The organism is Rhizobium sp. MHM7A, from assembly GCF_005862215.1.
In the GTDB taxonomy this organism is placed as follows: Bacteria; Pseudomonadota; Alphaproteobacteria; order Rhizobiales; family Rhizobiaceae; genus Rhizobium; species Rhizobium bangladeshense.
In genome coordinates this window covers 214,623-232,477 of the sequence record NZ_VCHT01000001.1, presented here as the reverse complement: position 1 = coordinate 232,477, position 17,855 = coordinate 214,623, and the positions used below count along the sequence as shown (strand labels likewise).

Below are 17,855 nucleotides of genomic sequence, written 5' to 3'. Positions count from 1 at the left end.
CAATAAGGAGATACACTTGGCTACTGGCACTGTGAAATGGTTCAATTCCACTAAAGGCTTCGGCTTCATCCAGCCTGACAATGGCGGCGCGGACGTATTCGTCCACATCTCGGCCGTCGAGCGCGCTGGACTCAAAAGCCTGAGTGATGGACAGAAAGTGAGCTATGAGATTGCCCAGGACAGGCGCACAGGCAAGTCGTCTGCGGATCAACTCCGCGCTCTCTGATTTCCGACTGGAAGAAATCGATTTGGGCCCGTTTGGGCCCTTTTCGTTGTCCTAAGAAGCGATTTCGAGACGGTCGCATGTCTCAGTCGCCACCGCCTTCAGGACCGTGGGACTTTCACCCTCACACCAAACGGGTTTGTAACGTCGCCCGCCCACCGATACAGCCTTTTGCCCGACATTCAGCCAGTCGACGGAAAGATTTCGGTGGCGACGCACTTCCAAGAAACGCGCCCGCACTTTCAACCATAGCTCGCTTCGTTCGTTCGGCAGGGCGACAATGATCGCTCCCTTCGGGGTTTCCCTCTCCGCCGTAGCAAGCAGGCCCAACCGAAAAGCAGTCTTGAGAGTCTCGCCATAGAGTTCGCACGGGAAATCTCTGGCAACAGCACGCTGCACAGCCGACTTCGACAGGAACTTGATGAGTTCGGCACGGACCATAGGCGACCTGAATTCGTTCTGCTCAGGAATGAGCGCTATCCTCCAATTTAAAGAGCGATACAGCGCATTCCAAGCCTTGCGCCGATTGCAATAGCCAAAATCCCTGTTTCCGGTCCCTTAAAGGAGAAAGGGAAAGGAGACTTTCGTGAGCACATTGACCAAAGCAATCGATTTCGTCTGGCAGAACACACGCATTGGCAGGAAACTTGGTGGAGGCGAGCTGACACCTCTCGAAACGGAGCTTGCAGCGCAACTCGACGATGCGATGGCACACGCCTCGGCAGGACGCCGAATTGCTACAATCTACGCGATAGGAGAGATCGTGCGCCTTCTCGATGGGTGATCTCGACAAGGCGCGATAACAAGCCTTATCGACCCATTCCGACTGCCGCGAGGCCGTCGTATGCAAAGCCGTAGGAGATGCTTGAGGCACCAATTTGTTTTGATGCGCCATGCCCCCTTTGTCACAAATTTCCGAAATGACCCAGACGCAGAGCAAGCCGGTTAACGCCGAATGGAGGACACTCCTCGACGCGATCAAAGAGATGATCGAGGAGCATGGGATCGAAAAGTCGGTCGTGTTCCATGGCACATCCACGAAATGGTTGAAGAACATTCAGGAAGATGGCTTGTGCCCGACCGAACTGGGCGACGCCTACTTCAAGAAGCGCATCGACTATGATGATCCCGACTTCGGCCCTGAAGGATCATTCTGGGGCCAGTTATCCACTGCAGCCTGGTACGCAGAAGACACCGTGGCGGAAAGAGACAATGGCGAGACCCAGCCCATTTTGATCGTCGCCGACGCTTTCGAGCTTTCTCTCGAATACCCTCTTTACCCCGACCGAGCATCTCTCGAAGGGCCGGTCGACCAATCGCTTCCTGTCTCGACTGACGAAAAGCTGGCCGACACCTGGTGGAAACGTGGAGCACGCTTCAACTGGGAAAGGGGACTGGAGGAACTCGGCGCTATTTTTGCCGTCCACACTGATTATCTCGACAACGATAAGATCGGCATCGTCCAGGACATCGAAGACTTCAGAAACTTCCTCGTTGCAAAGAACCTGATCAGCGAACCGGCAATGGTCCTTGGCTGAGGTGCATCGCTCGTGCCTTTACAAACCGTGAAGCCGCCGAAACTTCACCTGCTCGATTAGCATGAGCCTCTCCCACTGCTCGTCCGAGCAATCATCAGGCGCGTCCTGCATCAAATCTACAGGGAGTCCCTTGGGCGGCGTCTTTCGACCCTCGGCCGTGACTTCTTTCGACGTTATAGGAATCCCATTGTGATCATAAGCCAGAATGGTATCCGCGCTTATCGGCTGAGACCTTGGGGGTTTCTTGAACGCCGGAGCTTCGATCCTGCCGGGTAAAGGCCTGGGTATGTCGTAGCGCCCCGACCTCCCACCAGGTTCATCGAACCTCTCAAAAATGTCCTCATACGAGCAAGAGGCGCGACCTTCGACTTTCTGCGCGACCACCTCTTCAGCGACCAAGTGACCCCTCTCTTCTTCCTCTTTCTTCTTGACCGCAGCCTCCTCAACGCGCTTCGTAATCGACGTTTGATCGGCGTCGAGCAAAAATCTCTGACGTTCGGAAAGGGTATCGAGCCTGGCCGCGCCCTGCACACACACTATACGGTCACTGCAACCATGCTTTATCGTGAGGTCACTCCTAAGCAATTTACGATTCTTGAGCCTTCGCACCAGTACCGCATCAACGACCCATATATCGCCGTGAAACACACCTGGATCACGTTTAACGAGAATGATCTGTCCGCTATATTCCTCAACGACATATCCCCGTTCGATGAACGGCAAGACATCTTTATAATGAGAAAGAACCCCCTTCAGACGGCGATAATCCGTGATGAAGTAGCCATGAGCCAGCATATCGACCAGGAGTTCGTCGAAGTCATTATAGTGATTGTCAGCGAATGGCTTTAGCAACTTCGGTTGCGGATATCGCTTTGAACCGAAATCGATTGGCTTGCCGGGAAAAGATGTCAGTTTTGGGCCTCTATGTCGAAAGACCTCCATCCGCTGCATATCCGGAACGGTAGCCCAATGGTACCGAACGCCAAACCAGCAGTCCCGGTTGGTAACGAGCATCCGCTCAGCCCGCCGGTCGAAAACCCTGATCTCTGTTTCTCTGGCCATTACTCAACTCCACGCATCGCGCAGGTTTTATAGGACCGGCCGTCTGTCAAAGGAAGCCCCGAAGGGACCTCGACCTACTCCTCGTCGAATATCGAGAAAGTGTGGCCAGCATTGCCGCCAGCCGCCTTGTCAGCCATCTCCTTCAGCTTCTCCTCCAGGACCTCGTTCTCGACGTTTTGCAGGAACTTGAAGATGAAGTAGTGCGGATTTCCATGCGCTACGATCAGGTCCGCGTACATGCGCTCCGCCGCATGGCGCTCAATGGAGACTTCCTTGGTGACTGACATAAGGCTTTCTCTGGAGTGACACTGGTAAAGTCTTGCTCCAACCAACCCGACTGGCAAGACGCTCGGCGACTGACGCAACTTGAAGCTGGCACTCTCGTTCTTCATATTGGAAGCAATTATGACCATGAAGGCGAGCAAATGATCGATCTCAATGCAATCCAGGCCGCAGTCGACACCACACTGAAAGCGGAGCTTGAGAAAGCTCGTTCCGGTCGCGCCGGTTACGTTCGCGGTTCCAGATCAAGATTCCTTTTACAGGAAGAGATTGCAGGCGTCGCACGAACCGCTGTTAAGGAAGCCTACAACTTCAATATCGCAGACCTTCCGGCCTATGTGGCGGACCACCCCGATTTTCTCTCCATGGAAAGAGAGAAAGGCCCTGTAGGTGTAACGCTCGCCGAAGCCTTGATCGTGCACCTGGCGAAAAACGCCGCCGAAAAGTCACAGCGCACCGTTCTTGCCACAAACATGCCCGTGTCACCACACGACGTCTTGGCAGACCTTGAGGACACGCTGAAGCTCGCCGCTGACCTTGGACCACATAACACAAGCCACAGCCTGGCCCGGGCAAATGATCGGTGCATGGAGGAACCCTCGGTCGAAACCTACCGCTCCGTCGCGATGGAGGCAGCCGTTCTTTCCGACAGTTCAAGGAAGTTGGCCTACAAGCTGGATATCGGCGATCCGTCAAGGGCTATCCTGGCAGGCCAGATTTACCGTCGTCTTCTGGAAGCGGCAGACCAGATCGAATTTATGCTGGAGATCGAACCTGACGACACTTTTACCAGGGAACCCGCCGCCCTCACACCGTGATGCGGCACAAGCGGTCGCACAGGTGTGCTTTGCGTCCTCTCACAGCATGATGGGAAGACCATGTCGAGTGAGATGAGCAGATGAAAGCCGAGTTGCGCAGCCTGATCGATGAGCAGGAACAGAGCATCAAAGACGAAAACCCCGACGCTTACGATCTTGGTGATGAGCCAGACGAGGAAGACAACCTCGCTGACGACGGCGAGACAATCAGTGTTTTCCCGAATGGCGATCATGCCGCGTTCTGCACGAGCTGGGCGGATGACCTGCGGGAGCGCCTGGGCTCGGAGGCCGTCGCATTGTTCGGCTTCTCAGCTGATGAGAATCCAGACTCCCACGTATCGAAGATCGCCGACGGCCACGACTTCGCAATCCTGCACAAGCGCTATATCGTTGATGGCTGGACCACCAATGTGGAAAGCATCCACCCGACGGGAGTGATGGATATCGAGGACGACGACGACCTTGAAGAGATCATCCGCCTCTATGGAGACCCTCGACTGTGGGAGCCCAGAGCGAATGAACTTGCCGATCCCGACAACCAAATCGCGGCGGCGTTTGCCGAACGCCTCGAAACCTTCAAATCCGCCCCAAGACTTAGCTAATTGCCCTAATCGAAGAGAACACCATGTCACGCTGCTACATCACCGTTGAATTTACGCGCGATACCCACAAGGACAAAATGTCCGGCATCAATACTCTCAGCCCAATCGCGGTTGAAGGCGTGATCAGAAGGGCCTACGGCCTCGGACGAACTGACGGTCTCCCATCTTAAAGTGCTCTCCACATCGACGTATCGAGCAACGGCAGAATTGCCCGTCTACCCGGAGCAGGGCGACAGCGTATCATCGCTCCTCGCTTACAAACTACTCCACTTGCAACGGCAAGCCATCAAAGGCAAAGGATCGTTCGATTTTGTCGTTGCAAGCATCTCCTTGAGCGAAGCAACCTATCAAGCCAGCGACGTGCTCAACGCGATGAAAGAAGACCAGGTTCTGGCATTCTCGAAGCTGCGAACCGCGACAGAGGACGGCATTAAAGCGACCAATGGTTGGCTGACGCGTTTGGTGCTCGTCGAAAACAAAGGGACGAAGGCCATCATAAAGCAGATCAACGAGCTATTGGCCTTGATGGAGCCTTCATTGCACCTGGAAGGCGGCGACAAGCTTTCGCCAGAGCTTGGTTTTACGAATACGGATTTAGCTGTCCACAAGACACTCCAGGCGCACGCACCAAGAATTCTCGAAACAGTGTCCGACAACTGGATAAAGTTCTCTGGACGAGAAATCTGGCAGGAACTCACCCTGGTTCGGGAACGTCTCAATCGCCTGAACCACCTTCACCTGTCACTACCGGAAAATTACGAGATCGACGGGGCAGATATCACAGCGCTCGTGGAGAAATTCGCGAATTCAGACGAGGCCGCCATCACCAACCAAGTCCTTCGTGACCTGCTCGACCAGCACGATCCCAACACTACAGAGGGGAGGGCATTCCGAAGGGGACTTCTTATCGCATCTCAACTTGCTCTGGAAAATAGCCAGCGACGGAAGGGAGCGGCCTCAGTCGAACTCCTTCATTCGGACCTCACGGCATCTCTTATGCCGAATGATCCTCTTACGATGTAATGGCTAAGTAAGGAAATCACCGTTCTTCAAATCCGGATTTCCTCACAATGTTGACATTTATCTCGGATCACCAATATTAGGAGCGATATGCTTTAATCCGAGTAGGGGTTCCGATGCCGAAAATCAATCCAATCAAGATCAGCACCAGAGGCGTCGGTAGCCTGTATTTCTCGCATTCCTACCCCACCGATGTCTTGAGCACGGGCATTTTCCAGACTTACATTCCTGACGATCAGGTTGAAGTTATCCGGGGTTTGGCAGAGCGCGACGATCTCAAAGGCGTCGACTGCACCACCAACCGCGCTGACAAGCCCGTCCTGCAGGCGACGGAGCTGGCTCCGATCCAGCGCCTCCTCGAAGCATACGGCCGCACCCGCGTCGAAACAGTCGACCATACCGACCTCATTCTCTTCTATAAGCTCAACTCGAATACCCGGTATGTCGTGGGCGCTGACGGCGACGTCCATCCCGATGGGGTTGGCGTGGAAGGCTACGAATGGATGAACCCAGGGCAGGGTAGCCATATGTCCCGCCTGGACTACTCGGTCGGCGTTACTGCTCGTATTGTGGCCAGGAAAACCTCGCGTTTTTCAGGCGGCTTCCACATCAAACATCTCAACCCCGAGCTTCCGCGCGAAAGCTTTGGTGGACGACTCAACGCGTTTACCCACGTCGACTATCCAAATGAAGACTTCTGGAGCGCGGCGGTCGAGGGCGAGCGACGCTACCCACTGCGCGACGACCATCCTGACGGTTACAAGGTCTACAGCAACACCGGTTGGCAGTTCATGCCCTACACCGAAGAGAACGCAAGGTTCTTTTACGAGATGATGCTGAACATTTGCCGCCTTTCGGAGCGAATCTCACAATATCTCGGTGCCGATCCGAAGGCGCTCAGCGAAAACATCGCCTCGGCCAAAGCACTTCCGAAGCTTTAATGCACTGCAACAATCTGCGCAGAAAAATACCAAACCCAAACGAACACGAGCCAAGCCATGAACATCAATACGAAGGTGCGCGTTAAGCTCACCAAGGAAGCCAAGGAGATTCTCAGCAGGAAGGACCTCTACGAACTGGCAAATTCTGACGTATTTGAAACCGAACTCTGGTACCTGATGAAGGTCTTTGGTCCACACCTATATCAAGGCATGACGTTCAACCTTTTCGAAGGCAATGAAATCGAATTCATTGAAGAGCCATCGCTGACCCCTTAACATGGACGGACGTCCTCCATTACCGTTTACAGATTAACTAACTGAGACGCTTGCTACAAGGTCGCGCGCTAGACCAGCACCTAACTTCAATACTTCCCTTGAGCACCTCATCGCCGCGAACTATATAGCCCTCACCCCACATAGAAAGGCCTGCGTATGTCTAGTGCTGCTTACCTCAAATTCAAAGAAGAGATTCCATTGACCGAGTGGGCAGCCTTCTGCGAAGAGCATTCAATCCGCTACAGCCCCAATACTGTTGGACAGGCCACGTTCTATGGCGGTTCGACAGAGATCAGCGTCACGCCGCAAGGGTCCGTCGAACGTGACGAACGCAACCGCCCCATCTGGAGCACGGCCCAGCCCCCAGCATTCATCTCGCGTATGACCGTTGGCACCTTTTATCAGGGCGACCTAGGGTCGGTCGGAAGCACGATCAACGCTATCGCCTCTCGCTTTCCTTGCACTGCGTCGTGCGACCCAGAACTTGCCTACCTTCTTGTCAACGTTCCACAAACGCATGAAATCGATGAGATGAACGACTTCATCTCGACGGATTTCGTCGAAGCCTGGACGTTCCTCGACGACGCTTACACACTTTCAGTACCGGCAGGAGATGCTCGCGTCACAAAATCTGGAGAAAACTGGGCGGTTGAATTATCCGGCATCAAGCGCGGCACCTTTATCGACCTCAACCACGCCTTCGCTTTCGCGGGCCGCGCGAGCTGGAACTGGTGGTATGGCCCACGTCCGGAAGAACAGACCCACACAAAGGCTTTGCCCCACGGCTGAAGACAATTCAGCTAAATGCCATCATTGTAGCAATTACGGCTCGTTTTCTCAGCTAAGTGCCAGGATATTGGCATTTAGCGTTTGACGCCAAGTTTGGCCCCCAGACCACGGTTTCGAGGCCAAACCAACTTGATGAATTCTTCCGCCGGAGTTACCTTAATTTTGTCACGGGCCACCACACGTCCTCCTGGAGTGTAAAAGGGTGGCTCTTCCTGTTTCAGGACCTTCCGGACATTATCTGGACATGCTGCAGCCACTCAATAGTGAATGTTGTTTATTAGGAAAATTCCGTAAACCTCTGATCATCAATCGCCATTACCTTTACCTCGGATTCCCTGTGTGGACATTACCCGGACATCAGCCCCCAAGCTAAGCTTCCTTATCATTGACGGTCGACGGCTTCGCTCTCATCATTTTCTAAAGGAGACTGCGATGCCACTTACCATCACCGAACTCGACGAAGCCGATCTTCCATTCTCGCTGGAAGAGATCGCGCCCTTGCTGCTGCAAGCAACAGTAAACAGAGCCGCCATCAATGATGAATTGCGAGCGCAGATCAGAGAGGAGTTAGAGCCCATCCTTGCCGAGTACCAGGGCCTTGACCAACTTCTGGATCACCTCGACAAATACGCGCTTGAGGATTTGATCGAGGCCTACCACACATCCATGGACCAGGCTCAGGTCTTTATCGCCGGGAATATCGGCTACATCGGTCACATCTTGTCGAAGATCATCAACACGATGTACCCCAGACCGGTCAGCCAGATTTTTGCATTTTGTCTTCTTATCAAGTTTCCCGAGCTGGATGGACGCGGCTGGGATAGCAAAGGCATCAATACGAATGCCAAGATGATCGCGACCTTCAACCAGTTGCGCAAGTCTCAGACCGTCGAGGAATTCTCGGCACGAATGAATAAAATGCTGGGTCCAGGGAATTTTTCGTTCGAAGACTGATCTAACGCCTTATCATGGGAGCCAAGTTCCCCTATGTGAGGGCTTAAGTAAATCTGAGGAACCGACATGAGAGACCACCAGCTTCGAAAGATAACGGTCGAGCCCGGACTTCCAAGCGACTTAGTCCGCAACACCCTGGAAGGTGCCATGCTCTGGGGGATACTGGATTTGTCTCCAGAAGACGAGCCGTCCAACGGGATCATTGAGGTTTCTCACAATGCCGTCAAAGGCGTGGGCGTCATCGCTTATAGTCTGGGCGGCGGCACTGCAGCGTACTGGATCGAGTTGGCAAAGCTGACTCGAAGCAAATTTGCGAATGCAGCCCTGGAATTCTTCAGCAAAGGGGACGAGTTCCACAAAGGAGTCTTCGATCTCAACCGCTGCGTGGACGAATGCGGCATCAATCCCCTGTCGCTCACGAAAATTCTGCAGTCGATCCTCATCAACCACGGCGACAAGGTCGAAACTGACCACTTCATTGTACGCATCAGCCCGACCGAGTTTGATGAAGACGTTTCCTTTGGCGCTGCCTTCATCACCGCCGACAAGATCACGCATCTCAATATCGACCGGTGGATCGAGAAGATGAAACGCGACCACAAGTCAAAACCTACAGAACCCAGCCTGATCTTCTGAGTGCGAGTGACAACAGTCGCAAGTCATTAACGTTGCGTTTTCCAGTCATCACCATTATAGCTCCAGCCCGCATCCACCCGGACGAACGCCTTAATGCTCTACGAAAACATCAAAGCTTACATATCTGCGGCCATTGAAAAAGGCGAAACACTGAAACTTTTCCATATCGACGGTGGTAGCCATATCCAGGATGACCCGGTCGATCCTAAAATAAGATCGGAAGGCGACTACGAAGACATCGTCGCACTGGTTACGGAGTTGAGTCAGGGCAGATACAAGGTCAAGAACATCGTGTTCGGGGTTCAAGCATCCCGTTGGGATGAGATGCTCATAAAGCCGCGAGCTATCGACTAACCTCGGCCGACAGACGGTAAAATCCTAACAAATGAATATGTTGATGAACAGCTCGGAACTCCTTATATAGGTGCGATAGAGAAGGAATTCCTTATGGAAATAACAATTCAGCGAGATGGTTGCATTGCCGTACGCGAGCACGGAAACGATGTGTATTTCGCAGACCCCGACGATCAACTGGCGATCTTCGAACTGTTTCGCGCACACACCGTCTTCGAAGATGGCTTGACGCTGCGCCAACTCATGAAGGCGCTGCGGCCCTGGAAGAATGTACTGAACAAAGCAGCGTGGATGAATTTCGACGCATGGCTCACGGCCGCAGATAAAACACACGTCACCGACGCTGACGACAGCGATATCGATGAAGAGATCGTATCGGTCGAAATCTACTGCATCCTCGACCTCCATCGCTTCGACAATGGAACGCTCAACATCGACTATCATTGGGATTACCACGGCAAGTTCGCCAAACCTATTGATCTCGGCACCGGATATCTGACGGACACTTGCGGGCTCACATTCATGTCCCCCAAAAAGTTTGTCAATGTTCCGATCATCATCAATTCGATCCCGAGCATCCACGACATCGCCGTGGGACCACCGGAAGGGAAACGACCGATACTTTCGGAAACCAGCCCGGGCGCATACGAACGCATCGAGCTGACACCCACCCTCTTTGAAACCGTTATCCTGGGCCTGCTGGACCGCCTCAGCTTCCATGGCGATCCCGAAGTTGCAGAGGAGCGCGGAGAGCAGATCGCCGGGATGGTCGCGGACATCAAGGCCAGAGAAGAAGCGAAGGACGAGGTTCAAGCGGAATACGAAGAGGCCGACGATCAGCCCTCCGAAACGGACGCTGTCGACGAGGCGGAAGAGGGCGGCAGCCTGTCGATGACCTTCGAAGAGTTCGACGCCATGATGGGCATCAAGCGTGATCGCGAGCGGGAAGACGCCGTTTTCTCCCTCCACCGGGTGCTCAAGGCTGTCACAATGCCCGACGAAGAGATTGCCGACCTGCTGGGCCTCACGCTACTTGGACTCGACGAAATCAAGCGAGGTATCACCGCGCACTTCTCGACCAAGGCCATCGTCCAGATGAAAATGACCGTCCTCACCAGGGAACAGCGGAAGAAGATACGAGAGATGCATCCCGATCTGGCAACGGAAGAGAACCAGGCATGACGGGATTCGTAAACAATGACGGCGGCCGTGCTGCCGCTGGCTTCAAGCCGAGCGGCGGCGATTGTGTCGCGCGCTCAATCGCTATCATCACCGGCCGCCCCTATATCGAGGTCTACCGCGAGTTGGCAGAAGGCGGGAAGTCTCAGCGAGGCAAGAAATCGTCACCGCGCAGCGGCATGCTCACCCAGCGCAAGTGGTTCAAAGACTACATGGCCGGGCAGGGGTTCGAATGGGTAGCCACGATGACGATTGGCTCGGGATGCAAGGTTCACCTGACGGCCGACGAACTGCCGAAGGGACGACTGGTAGCCTCGGTCAGCAAGCACTACACCGCCATGATCGATGGCGTAATCCATGACACGTCCGACCCGCGTCGCGGCGGCGAGAGATGCGTCTACGGCTACTGGATTTACAAGAAAGCCGAAGAGGAGCGATCCGCATGAGTAACCAGAAGCCCCCGTACCGCATCGCCTTCAGGAAAGGCGGACAGCTGATCATTGAACTCGACTGCTATGCTCTCCCATCGAAAGGCGATGTCGTGACCCTTGATGACTGGGACTACCTGGTGGATCGCCGCCAGTTCCACGACCTCACTGAAGCACAGCAGGTTGTTTCGATTGAAGTGATCACGCTCTGAGCGTGCACACAGACTTCACGCACAAGTGCGGCCAAAAAGAAAAGGGCCGCCCTGTTGCACTCCTTGCGGACGTGTGGCGACCCGAAGCCTGATCATAATCGCTTACGGCTACGCGGAGCGCAAGAGACCGGCTCATCAACCGTTCGTCTACTCCCTGAAGCTCGAAGCCTATCCTTTTCGCTCGGCAAGCAAGCCGCAATTCCTGGTGTTCCATGCACGAGGCTCCAGCAAGGTGTCTGCAGATAACCCGGATCAATGACATGCATTCAATTTTCTCGGCCCGCATCCAAGGCTTCGCATCTTCACGCCTCGACCCTCTGTTCCCCGGCATCGCCTTCCGCTGCAGATGGCTGGACAATGTTGGCGCATATCGATCAAGCAACCTCACAGAAAAGCACTTCCTGGAGTTCGCAGCTCACGACCTCCTGCAGACGGCCAGAAACACCAAGGCAACCGACATCTACGGCCTCGTTGGCGCAAAATTCAGAGATAGGCTCATCGAACACCTGCCCAGCAAGCCCGTATCATTGGAAGTCACCAATCACTTCCTACTCGCTCTTCGGGAACGTTGTTTTGTCGATATTCCCGCAATGAAATTGCTCGGGAATGATGCCGATGTCGGCTTTCTGATTGATGTTCATCGCCGATACGGCTCGACGAATGTCTACGGAGCCACAGACCCCACTCCAGCCGAACTGAACCAGGCCGCCATTCACTTCAGCAATGTGCTGGAGGACTACGGCCGCATGGCCAGGCTTTCAACATCCCTTAGCGACGACGAGACGTTCAAAGCAGTTCTCGCTACCGCAGAGACCGCATCAGTGGCATTTACCGACATCTGCGAGGCGCGAGTCATAGAAGCTATCCAGTCAGGGACAGAACGACTTCGCGAAGCGACGCATTCGAGAAGTGTCGCGCCTTGAACTAAAACTCCTTGCGAACTGCAAGAATTCCTTTATGTAAACCTTAAAACGAGAAAAGGAATTCTCCATGCGCTTTTCGAAAATGCTTATTTCTCTGATCGTCGCTACGACGACTGTCATTCCTCTGGCAATGGCTGGAGAAGCTGATCAAAAATCAGGAGCCATTTGGCCGGACAACTCGCGCGATGAGCTGACCCACGAACAAATCGCCGTCGGTCTTCGTCTTGCCGGAAACAAAATGTACAGCGTTCTCGACAACGACAAATGCAAAGGAGGCGTCAGAGACGCCTGGAAATATTGCATCATTGGGGACTATCGGTTCAGTCAAGACACCCATTACGCGGCTACGGGCTATCTCCAGTCGCCCAAAGACCCAGACGCTTACTCACCTGTTCTCATCATCAACAGTTCAAACGTCTACCTCAACTCCAACCTGGACCCGAAGCAGGCGAGAGCGATTTCTGTCGACTTTGCGGAGACGATCCTGAACAGGAAGCTCAATGAAATCGACCCCAAAGACCCTGACACCTTCTTCGATCCGCGTGACCTGGACCTCATGAACTTGTACTTCCGTGCAACGCAGAAGGTTCAAGGCGCGCTCGCGGACGAGGCCTGCAGCAGCAAGGAACAGGCATCGTACCTCAACGGCGAACAGACACCCTGCACGTTTGGCCGGTTCTTCGTCAGGAAGGACGGGGAATATGATTACACCATCCTCACGCGCCATGGTGATGAGGCTGTCGTCTCTGGCTACTTTGGCGGCGGAAGCTTGCTCATGGATGCCACGGCCAGCGATGCCGAGAAGATCGAGCAGGCGCTCGAATTTATCGAGGCGACACTGAACATCAAGCGAGAAACCATCATTGGCATTCCACTCCGGATCAAAAACGCGCAAGCAGACGCTCGTTTCGCTTCAGTTACGAAGAGGATCACCGACTTTGCCAAGGAACGAAAGTGCGACTACGACGCCAGCACGGATTACCTGAAGGGCATTCCAACGAACTGTGAAGTCGGCGGGTACTTTTTTGACCGCCTTGACGACGGGGGATATCAAGTCCGTATGAGGAATGAGCCCAACACGACCAACGTCGCGCTCTGGATCAAGGATGGGAAACCTTTCATCCGCTTTCACGATCTTGCCGACCAGCCTTATCTCGATACATCCAAGGTCGTTCCAGAATTGGATGGCGCTTTCGTAAAGCTGGAGCAGGCCACCGCTAGGTAGCACCCTAGCACCCTGACACACCGATGGCCGTCGGTATCGGTGACGAACGAGCATGGAACACTGCACTTCCAAGGGCGCGACTCAGCGCCCTTTTCTCGTTCTTTTGCCAATTGCATGTATGGACGTCATCATTCCAACCAGAGCACACCGCCTGAGTTTTTCAATGACCGACCTCACATTCACATCCTACGGCCGCGCCATCAAGTCCGCGCCTACAACCGCATCCGCAAGCCTTTACGCGTCAACTTCATCCGGCACACAGATTGGTGCCGTGTACAAGCACGAGTCCGGTAATGGATGGTACGCTCTAATTTCCGGTCGCTGGTTGGAAGATGCACTCTCCCCCATTCACAAGACCCGCAAAGACGCGCAGAACTGGCTCGCACATGAAGTGGAAAGGCAGGAACTGCAGCGTTCCACGAACCCTAACAATGCGAAATATCACATCTTCTCAACGCGAAACGGGTGCCGAGCATCGACACTCTTGAAAATTCTTCAGATTTTCGACGAGCACAAGATGATGGTGGGCCACATTGCGGACACTAATAACGAATTTAGCGCACTTATGAAGACGCCATTTTATGCCGCGATGCAGTATTCCTCCTACGCACTCCCCGACATGGACAAAACAGGTCTCAGAGACTTCCGCTTTCTATGTGCCGCTCAGGAGCCCATTCTCGAAGCCATGGCAACTTTCCCGAAAGAGGTCAAACTTCACGAGACCGTTTTCCTTCCCCTCCATGAGCTTTCTCAAAGTCTCGACGCAAAGTTTCACCCAGTTGCCGACGAAATTGCACGAATTGCTGAAATATACGAAAACGAGCGCAAGGGCAGGGCTCCAAAATAGGAATTCCGGCACCGGTCTTTTAACGGTTTTCCAGACATCTATATAGGAAACGACGGCAAACAAACACGCACGGAAATTACCTATGTCCTACAAAGCAGAACCCCACGAGGTCGGTGAACGTTTCAAGCTCATTATGCGCCGGACGACAGCCCGTAATGTGTGGAACAAGTCGGAGTACATCGACCGAGCAAAGGCAGCAGTCATCGAGTTGGCGAAAGACAGGAACCTTCCCGAGGTCAACGGCCGACCCTGGAAGGAATTCTGGATGGAGAAATTGAACGGATCAAAGTCAGAGCTTTGCCGCCTGCTTTCGTCACGCGACACAAAGGACGCCGACATCACCCGTTACAGCCCATTCAGCCTGGAATGGATGGACGAGATTTTTCAGGACCAAACCTGGCGCACACGCGCAATCCGTAAGGCGAAGATCGGGATCATTTCACTTCAAGCCAGCCTTGCACGCAAGGGCGATCCTCGGGCGAACCACCAGTTTCTGTGGAGCGAAGTCAATGAGGAACTGGCACACGAATTTGCCCGGGTCGCAGACACAACCATGCCCGCCTTACCCTGAGCGTTCTACCTAAAACGCGGGGGCATGACTTGGCTCCAAACCACAAGCCTTCAGCAATTTCCCGGCCAGTTCCTGCTGGCTGTCACCAAGCTCAAGTTTCTCGGTTCTCCGCATCAGAATCCACCGGATCGACGCCCACAAAATCGCGCGGCTATCTGAGGGAACCTCAAACTGCAGCGGAGACCGCGAACCGGTATCCGGCTCCAGGTGGTGAAGGAAGTCGACCGCTGCCTGAAAATCGTCCCCTTCAAACTTTTGATGTTCCCCGATCAAGGCGTGTGCAAACGCAGCCGTTACGATACGGCGCTTTTGCTCGGTAAGACCTTCAATCCAGCTTACATCCTGGGTAGGTGGCTTCAGCAGAGCCTCCACTTCCTTAAGTGAGGTAAACGATCTGACTTCCTGGCGCTCGCCAGGACGGGCGGACGCCCATTTAACTATGTATCTCGCGGGAAGGTCCTGCATCTTGGACCGCTTCTGGTAGTGAAGTGCCACCGTGCAGCCCAGCGCCTCATTGAAACCAGCCATGTAGAGATGCCCGTTCTTGGACTCACGCATGACCGGACGCTCCACGAAACACGCAAAGAGGTTGTACGGCGTCTTCTGTGACCACCGTTGCAAATCGATGCCTCTGTGCTGCCGCTCTACCAATCCTACACTCATCTCAAAAACTCTTTTACGTTGCTGGCAGGATGACCTGACAAAACGTATGGAACAAGGCCGGGACCGTTCATCGCAGCCCGGCCCCAGCCGCCTCTACGCCGCAAAAGCCAGCACCTGATCATAGGTGTAGACGGCCGACAGATTACGATCCTTAAACATCGCGTTAACGCCGGAGAACAGGCCATGATTACGCCCACGGAAAGCCCTGACGCTGCCGTCGGGATAGTGGACCTGATAGTTCGGATAGACGCCTCGGCCGGTGGTGCCAAACCTGATGCCTGCCGGATGACCAAACTTGATCATGTTCGCGAGCACCTGACGGTAAAAGCCCTTATCACCCAGCGTTTCCCAAAAAGCTTGACCTGAATTCTTCATGTGGACCTCCTTTAAGCTCGCCAATCGAGCCGACAGGCACATATTCAGGTGAGGGCCGTTTGAATTTACACTTGGAGCGACGAAATTCTCAGCGTTGCCAAAATGTCACGAAAATAGGGGGCGGATGCGAAAGCCGAGCTTCTCCGTCTTGTAACGCAGCAGCCACTCGTACACCTTGACCGCCTCTGCGTGCTCCTCTTCCCGAGCATCTCCCAATGCCTCGGCGATCTCGACTTCGAGAGCGCCCAGCACTTCCTCAATGCCGACTGCATCCTCGCGCCCGTAGAGAACATCGAGCTTATGCGCACTATGCTGTGAAAGCCCTTCAAGGGTGTTGATCTCCAGGATGTCTTCCGCAAAGCATTTCTCACAGCTCGTTGCAACGCAGGTGCAATCGCCACAGTGAAATCCGCTTTCAAGTTCGACCAACATGTCGTTGGCGCGTTCTTTCAAGCCATTTTCATCGAGCGCGTGCTGCAGATATGACCTCGCTCGATCCGGATCGTAGAGCTTCTCACTTTTATCCCGCAGATGCAGAGCTGCAGACTGAGCCGCACTCTTCAACTCTCGAATCTTGGCCTTTTCGGCGAAGATTTTCTTCTCAATCTCATCAAGGACAACCGAAGTCTTCAGCGGGTTTTCGTGCCAGTTAATTTTCAAGAGATGCGCCTTCAGTCGGAATTTCCTCACCCAATATAGGCCATTTGGTAAGCCTCTCAAGATTTCAGATTTGCGACTCACACACCTAGGCTTCCCGTGCGCTCGTCCCTTGCCTATAAACGCGACATGCTCCTGAGACCGCTCACGAAGGACACAGCTATGAGACCCGACACCCACTATCTTCTTGGACCAAAGGAATTCCGCGAGTTCATCGACAATTTCGAGTATCAGGACGACATTCCGGAACGGCTTCGCGATGGCAGCTTCATCGCACAAGCAGTAATGGACGCTCCCGCACCCGATGAAACCGAGATCGACCTCAAGATCATCGGTCTGAATGGCCAGGTCTTCGACGCGGGTCGCAATGACAACGAATACGATGCTTTTATCTCGGCGCTGACCGGTCAGACCGTAATGATCGGCAAGGACATGACCGAAACCGACACTGTCGTCCTCTTTCGCCGCGATGAGGAAGGCGAGATCACGGCTGTTATGCCGTTCGAACAGGGCTCTCCCGACATGATGATATGCTACGCCCACATCGGCCAGCACGGCAGCTGCCATATTGACTGGGTGAAGGAGACCTTCCCTGCAAGTGAAGACGAGTACCGCGCCCTCAAGGCCGAACTCACAAGCGCCCCATTCGACTACAAGTTTCTGATCCTGGACGATCTGACCGCAATCGACCTCGAAGAACAGCCGACTCCCGCACCAACGCTCTAGGCGCAAGAACCCTGAAACAGAAATGCCGCCGAACAGACCTCGTGTCAGTTGGCAGCATTCTCATTTGATGGGTCACGATTAGCCTCAGAGGCGAGGGCCCTTTGGCGGAAAATTGCCGTTCTCGTCAAAATAGGCCTGGAGTTCGTGAATGTGTGCCATCCGCTCTTCCGGAACCGCGCGCAGCAGGTTGTCCAACTGCTCACCGGTTGCAGGAGCATCGAAGTCGAAAGAGTCATCATCGGTTTGCGACTGGCGAATGATACCGCACCATGCTTTCGTCTCGAAGCTATATGACAACGTTGCGATGGATCGGAGATCGCCTTCCACTTCCAGGTCGAGATCGATGTGAGGCACGCTGTCAGATGGTTCCTGGTTGGTCAGCGTGAATTTCACCTTGGCCTGATCCAGAAACAGGTGGTCGAAGTCGCGAATTTCCGGCATGTCGTATCCTCCTAAAAGATTCCCTGCCGAACAGTACGCAGCAGTGAAGCAATCCGCAAACGCTGCACGCAAGGCATTACACCACCATCGTGTTGACAATCACGCCATTTGAG

At 54.0% G+C, this 17,855-nt stretch carries 27 protein-coding genes; 20 read left to right on the top strand and 7 right to left on the bottom strand.

Features of this window, described 5'->3' with window-relative positions; translation table 11 throughout:
* Positions 1–16: 16 nt before the first annotated feature.
* A complete protein-coding gene (locus tag FFR93_RS01380) occupies positions 17–226 on the top strand; it encodes a cold-shock protein (RefSeq protein WP_138391546.1) in 210 nt (69 codons plus the stop codon).
* Positions 227–277: 51 nt separating this feature from the next.
* Here the strand turns inward: FFR93_RS01380 and FFR93_RS01375 are convergent, their stop codons facing one another.
* Complete coding sequence (locus FFR93_RS01375) at positions 278–664, bottom strand: hypothetical protein (RefSeq protein ID WP_138391545.1); 387 nt, start codon at positions 662–664, stop codon at positions 278–280.
* 145 nt (positions 665–809) lie between these two features.
* Between FFR93_RS01375 and FFR93_RS01370 the strand changes: the two genes are divergently transcribed.
* Together FFR93_RS01370 and FFR93_RS01365 are read left to right on the top strand one after the other, a co-directional pair.
* On the top strand, positions 810–1,007 hold the full coding sequence (locus FFR93_RS01370; protein ID WP_138391544.1) for a hypothetical protein: 198 nt from the start codon (positions 810–812) through the stop codon (positions 1,005–1,007).
* 136 nt (positions 1,008–1,143) lie between these two features.
* The gene (locus FFR93_RS01365; protein ID WP_138391543.1) at positions 1,144–1,761 is read left to right on the top strand and encodes a hypothetical protein; all 618 of its coding nucleotides are present in this window, start codon (positions 1,144–1,146) and stop codon (positions 1,759–1,761) included.
* 18 nt (positions 1,762–1,779) lie between these two features.
* Here FFR93_RS01365 and FFR93_RS01360 read toward each other — a convergent pair whose 3' ends face one another.
* Entirely contained in the window at positions 1,780–2,823 is a 1,044-nt protein-coding gene (locus tag FFR93_RS01360; protein ID WP_138391542.1) for a hypothetical protein, read from the bottom strand.
* A gap of 74 nt (positions 2,824–2,897) precedes the next feature.
* Positions 2,898–3,110, bottom strand: coding sequence for a hypothetical protein (locus tag FFR93_RS01355; RefSeq protein ID WP_138391541.1), 213 nt, complete (start codon positions 3,108–3,110; stop codon positions 2,898–2,900).
* 138 nt (positions 3,111–3,248) lie between these two features.
* Between FFR93_RS01355 and FFR93_RS01350 the strand changes: the two genes are divergently transcribed.
* The 16 genes from FFR93_RS01350 (at position 3,249) to FFR93_RS01275 (ending at position 14,880) form a co-directional block, all read left to right on the top strand.
* Complete coding sequence (locus FFR93_RS01350) at positions 3,249–3,923, top strand: hypothetical protein (RefSeq protein ID WP_138391540.1); 675 nt, start codon at positions 3,249–3,251, stop codon at positions 3,921–3,923.
* Between the two features lie 80 nt (positions 3,924–4,003).
* Positions 4,004–4,525 carry a hypothetical protein gene (locus tag FFR93_RS01345; RefSeq protein WP_138391539.1) on the top strand — a complete coding sequence of 174 codons (522 nt, stop codon included), beginning with the start codon at positions 4,004–4,006 and terminating at the stop codon, positions 4,523–4,525.
* A 207-nt stretch (positions 4,526–4,732) separates the two neighbouring features.
* Positions 4,733–5,548, top strand: a complete 816-nt coding sequence (locus FFR93_RS01340; RefSeq protein WP_138391538.1) for a hypothetical protein — start codon at positions 4,733–4,735, stop codon at positions 5,546–5,548.
* 113 nt (positions 5,549–5,661) lie between these two features.
* Positions 5,662–6,486 (top strand): hypothetical protein, encoded by an 825-nt coding sequence (locus FFR93_RS01335; protein WP_138391537.1) that lies wholly within the window; start codon positions 5,662–5,664, stop codon positions 6,484–6,486.
* A gap of 57 nt (positions 6,487–6,543) precedes the next feature.
* Positions 6,544–6,762 carry a hypothetical protein gene (locus FFR93_RS01330; RefSeq protein WP_138391536.1) on the top strand — a complete coding sequence of 73 codons (219 nt, stop codon included), beginning with the start codon at positions 6,544–6,546 and terminating at the stop codon, positions 6,760–6,762.
* 156 nt (positions 6,763–6,918) lie between these two features.
* A complete protein-coding gene (locus tag FFR93_RS01325; RefSeq protein ID WP_138391535.1) occupies positions 6,919–7,551 on the top strand; it encodes a hypothetical protein in 633 nt (210 codons plus the stop codon).
* A gap of 432 nt (positions 7,552–7,983) precedes the next feature.
* Complete coding sequence (locus FFR93_RS01320) at positions 7,984–8,505, top strand: hypothetical protein (protein ID WP_138391534.1); 522 nt, start codon at positions 7,984–7,986, stop codon at positions 8,503–8,505.
* Positions 8,506–8,571: 66 nt separating this feature from the next.
* Entirely contained in the window at positions 8,572–9,141 is a 570-nt protein-coding gene (locus tag FFR93_RS01315; RefSeq protein WP_138391533.1) for a hypothetical protein, read from the top strand.
* A 93-nt stretch (positions 9,142–9,234) separates the two neighbouring features.
* Positions 9,235–9,495: a hypothetical protein gene (locus tag FFR93_RS01310; RefSeq protein WP_138391532.1), complete on the top strand. Its 261-nt coding sequence runs from the start codon at positions 9,235–9,237 to the stop codon at positions 9,493–9,495.
* A 93-nt stretch (positions 9,496–9,588) separates the two neighbouring features.
* The gene (locus tag FFR93_RS01305) at positions 9,589–10,677 is read left to right on the top strand and encodes a hypothetical protein (RefSeq protein ID WP_138391531.1); all 1,089 of its coding nucleotides are present in this window, start codon (positions 9,589–9,591) and stop codon (positions 10,675–10,677) included.
* Positions 10,674–11,120, top strand: a complete 447-nt coding sequence (locus FFR93_RS01300) for a hypothetical protein (RefSeq protein WP_138391530.1) — start codon at positions 10,674–10,676, stop codon at positions 11,118–11,120. Before FFR93_RS01305 ends, FFR93_RS01300 begins: the two co-directional genes overlap by 4 nt.
* Positions 11,117–11,314, top strand: coding sequence for a hypothetical protein (locus FFR93_RS01295; RefSeq protein ID WP_138391529.1), 198 nt, complete (start codon positions 11,117–11,119; stop codon positions 11,312–11,314). Before FFR93_RS01300 ends, FFR93_RS01295 begins: the two co-directional genes overlap by 4 nt.
* Before the next feature lie 260 nt (positions 11,315–11,574).
* Positions 11,575–12,237, top strand: a complete 663-nt coding sequence (locus tag FFR93_RS01290; RefSeq protein ID WP_138391528.1) for a hypothetical protein — start codon at positions 11,575–11,577, stop codon at positions 12,235–12,237.
* 67 nt (positions 12,238–12,304) lie between these two features.
* Positions 12,305–13,462, top strand: coding sequence for a hypothetical protein (locus tag FFR93_RS01285; RefSeq protein WP_138391527.1), 1,158 nt, complete (start codon positions 12,305–12,307; stop codon positions 13,460–13,462).
* 163 nt (positions 13,463–13,625) lie between these two features.
* Complete coding sequence (locus FFR93_RS01280) at positions 13,626–14,309, top strand: hypothetical protein (RefSeq protein WP_138391526.1); 684 nt, start codon at positions 13,626–13,628, stop codon at positions 14,307–14,309.
* An 82-nt stretch (positions 14,310–14,391) separates the two neighbouring features.
* Positions 14,392–14,880 (top strand): hypothetical protein, encoded by a 489-nt coding sequence (locus FFR93_RS01275; RefSeq protein ID WP_138391525.1) that lies wholly within the window; start codon positions 14,392–14,394, stop codon positions 14,878–14,880.
* A 9-nt stretch (positions 14,881–14,889) separates the two neighbouring features.
* On the opposite strand, the gene FFR93_RS01270 is transcribed toward FFR93_RS01275, so the two are convergent.
* The 3 genes from FFR93_RS01270 to FFR93_RS01260 all read right to left on the bottom strand — a co-directional run bounded on the left by FFR93_RS01270 (position 14,890) and on the right by FFR93_RS01260 (position 16,578).
* The gene (locus FFR93_RS01270; RefSeq protein ID WP_138391524.1) at positions 14,890–15,438 is read right to left on the bottom strand and encodes a hypothetical protein; all 549 of its coding nucleotides are present in this window, start codon (positions 15,436–15,438) and stop codon (positions 14,890–14,892) included.
* Between the two features lie 198 nt (positions 15,439–15,636).
* Entirely contained in the window at positions 15,637–15,918 is a 282-nt protein-coding gene (locus FFR93_RS01265; RefSeq protein ID WP_138391523.1) for a hypothetical protein, read from the bottom strand.
* Positions 15,919–16,023: 105 nt separating this feature from the next.
* Positions 16,024–16,578 carry a hypothetical protein gene (locus FFR93_RS01260; protein WP_138391522.1) on the bottom strand — a complete coding sequence of 185 codons (555 nt, stop codon included), beginning with the start codon at positions 16,576–16,578 and terminating at the stop codon, positions 16,024–16,026.
* Positions 16,579–16,737: 159 nt separating this feature from the next.
* Here FFR93_RS01260 and FFR93_RS01255 point away from each other — a divergent pair, with 159 nt between their 5' ends.
* Positions 16,738–17,301, top strand: a complete 564-nt coding sequence (locus tag FFR93_RS01255; protein WP_138391521.1) for a hypothetical protein — start codon at positions 16,738–16,740, stop codon at positions 17,299–17,301.
* An 84-nt stretch (positions 17,302–17,385) separates the two neighbouring features.
* On the opposite strand, the gene FFR93_RS01250 is transcribed toward FFR93_RS01255, so the two are convergent.
* A complete protein-coding gene (locus tag FFR93_RS01250) occupies positions 17,386–17,742 on the bottom strand; it encodes a hypothetical protein (protein WP_138391520.1) in 357 nt (118 codons plus the stop codon).
* Positions 17,743–17,855: the final 113 nt, after the last annotated feature.

Coding starts and splice junctions, on each gene's coding strand:
- FFR93_RS01375 (WP_138391545.1), bottom strand. CDS start 664: ATGGTCCGTGCCGAACTCATCAAGTTCCTGTCGAAGTCGGCTGTGCAG.
- FFR93_RS01365 (WP_138391543.1), top strand. CDS start 1,144: ATGACCCAGACGCAGAGCAAGCCGGTTAACGCCGAATGGAGGACACTC.
- FFR93_RS01360 (WP_138391542.1), bottom strand. CDS start 2,823: ATGGCCAGAGAAACAGAGATCAGGGTTTTCGACCGGCGGGCTGAGCGG.
- FFR93_RS01355 (WP_138391541.1), bottom strand. CDS start 3,110: ATGTCAGTCACCAAGGAAGTCTCCATTGAGCGCCATGCGGCGGAGCGC.
- FFR93_RS01350 (WP_138391540.1), top strand. CDS start 3,249: ATGATCGATCTCAATGCAATCCAGGCCGCAGTCGACACCACACTGAAA.
- FFR93_RS01345 (WP_138391539.1), top strand. CDS start 4,004: ATGAAAGCCGAGTTGCGCAGCCTGATCGATGAGCAGGAACAGAGCATC.
- FFR93_RS01335 (WP_138391537.1), top strand. CDS start 5,662: ATGCCGAAAATCAATCCAATCAAGATCAGCACCAGAGGCGTCGGTAGC.
- FFR93_RS01330 (WP_138391536.1), top strand. CDS start 6,544: ATGAACATCAATACGAAGGTGCGCGTTAAGCTCACCAAGGAAGCCAAG.
- FFR93_RS01325 (WP_138391535.1), top strand. CDS start 6,919: ATGTCTAGTGCTGCTTACCTCAAATTCAAAGAAGAGATTCCATTGACC.
- FFR93_RS01320 (WP_138391534.1), top strand. CDS start 7,984: ATGCCACTTACCATCACCGAACTCGACGAAGCCGATCTTCCATTCTCG.
- FFR93_RS01315 (WP_138391533.1), top strand. CDS start 8,572: ATGAGAGACCACCAGCTTCGAAAGATAACGGTCGAGCCCGGACTTCCA.
- FFR93_RS01310 (WP_138391532.1), top strand. CDS start 9,235: ATGCTCTACGAAAACATCAAAGCTTACATATCTGCGGCCATTGAAAAA.
- FFR93_RS01305 (WP_138391531.1), top strand. CDS start 9,589: ATGGAAATAACAATTCAGCGAGATGGTTGCATTGCCGTACGCGAGCAC.
- FFR93_RS01300 (WP_138391530.1), top strand. CDS start 10,674: ATGACGGGATTCGTAAACAATGACGGCGGCCGTGCTGCCGCTGGCTTC.
- FFR93_RS01295 (WP_138391529.1), top strand. CDS start 11,117: ATGAGTAACCAGAAGCCCCCGTACCGCATCGCCTTCAGGAAAGGCGGA.
- FFR93_RS01290 (WP_138391528.1), top strand. CDS start 11,575: ATGCATTCAATTTTCTCGGCCCGCATCCAAGGCTTCGCATCTTCACGC.
- FFR93_RS01285 (WP_138391527.1), top strand. CDS start 12,305: ATGCGCTTTTCGAAAATGCTTATTTCTCTGATCGTCGCTACGACGACT.
- FFR93_RS01280 (WP_138391526.1), top strand. CDS start 13,626: ATGACCGACCTCACATTCACATCCTACGGCCGCGCCATCAAGTCCGCG.
- FFR93_RS01275 (WP_138391525.1), top strand. CDS start 14,392: ATGTCCTACAAAGCAGAACCCCACGAGGTCGGTGAACGTTTCAAGCTC.
- FFR93_RS01270 (WP_138391524.1), bottom strand. CDS start 15,438: ATGCGTGAGTCCAAGAACGGGCATCTCTACATGGCTGGTTTCAATGAG.
- FFR93_RS01265 (WP_138391523.1), bottom strand. CDS start 15,918: ATGAAGAATTCAGGTCAAGCTTTTTGGGAAACGCTGGGTGATAAGGGC.
- FFR93_RS01255 (WP_138391521.1), top strand. CDS start 16,738: ATGAGACCCGACACCCACTATCTTCTTGGACCAAAGGAATTCCGCGAG.
- FFR93_RS01250 (WP_138391520.1), bottom strand. CDS start 17,742: ATGCCGGAAATTCGCGACTTCGACCACCTGTTTCTGGATCAGGCCAAG.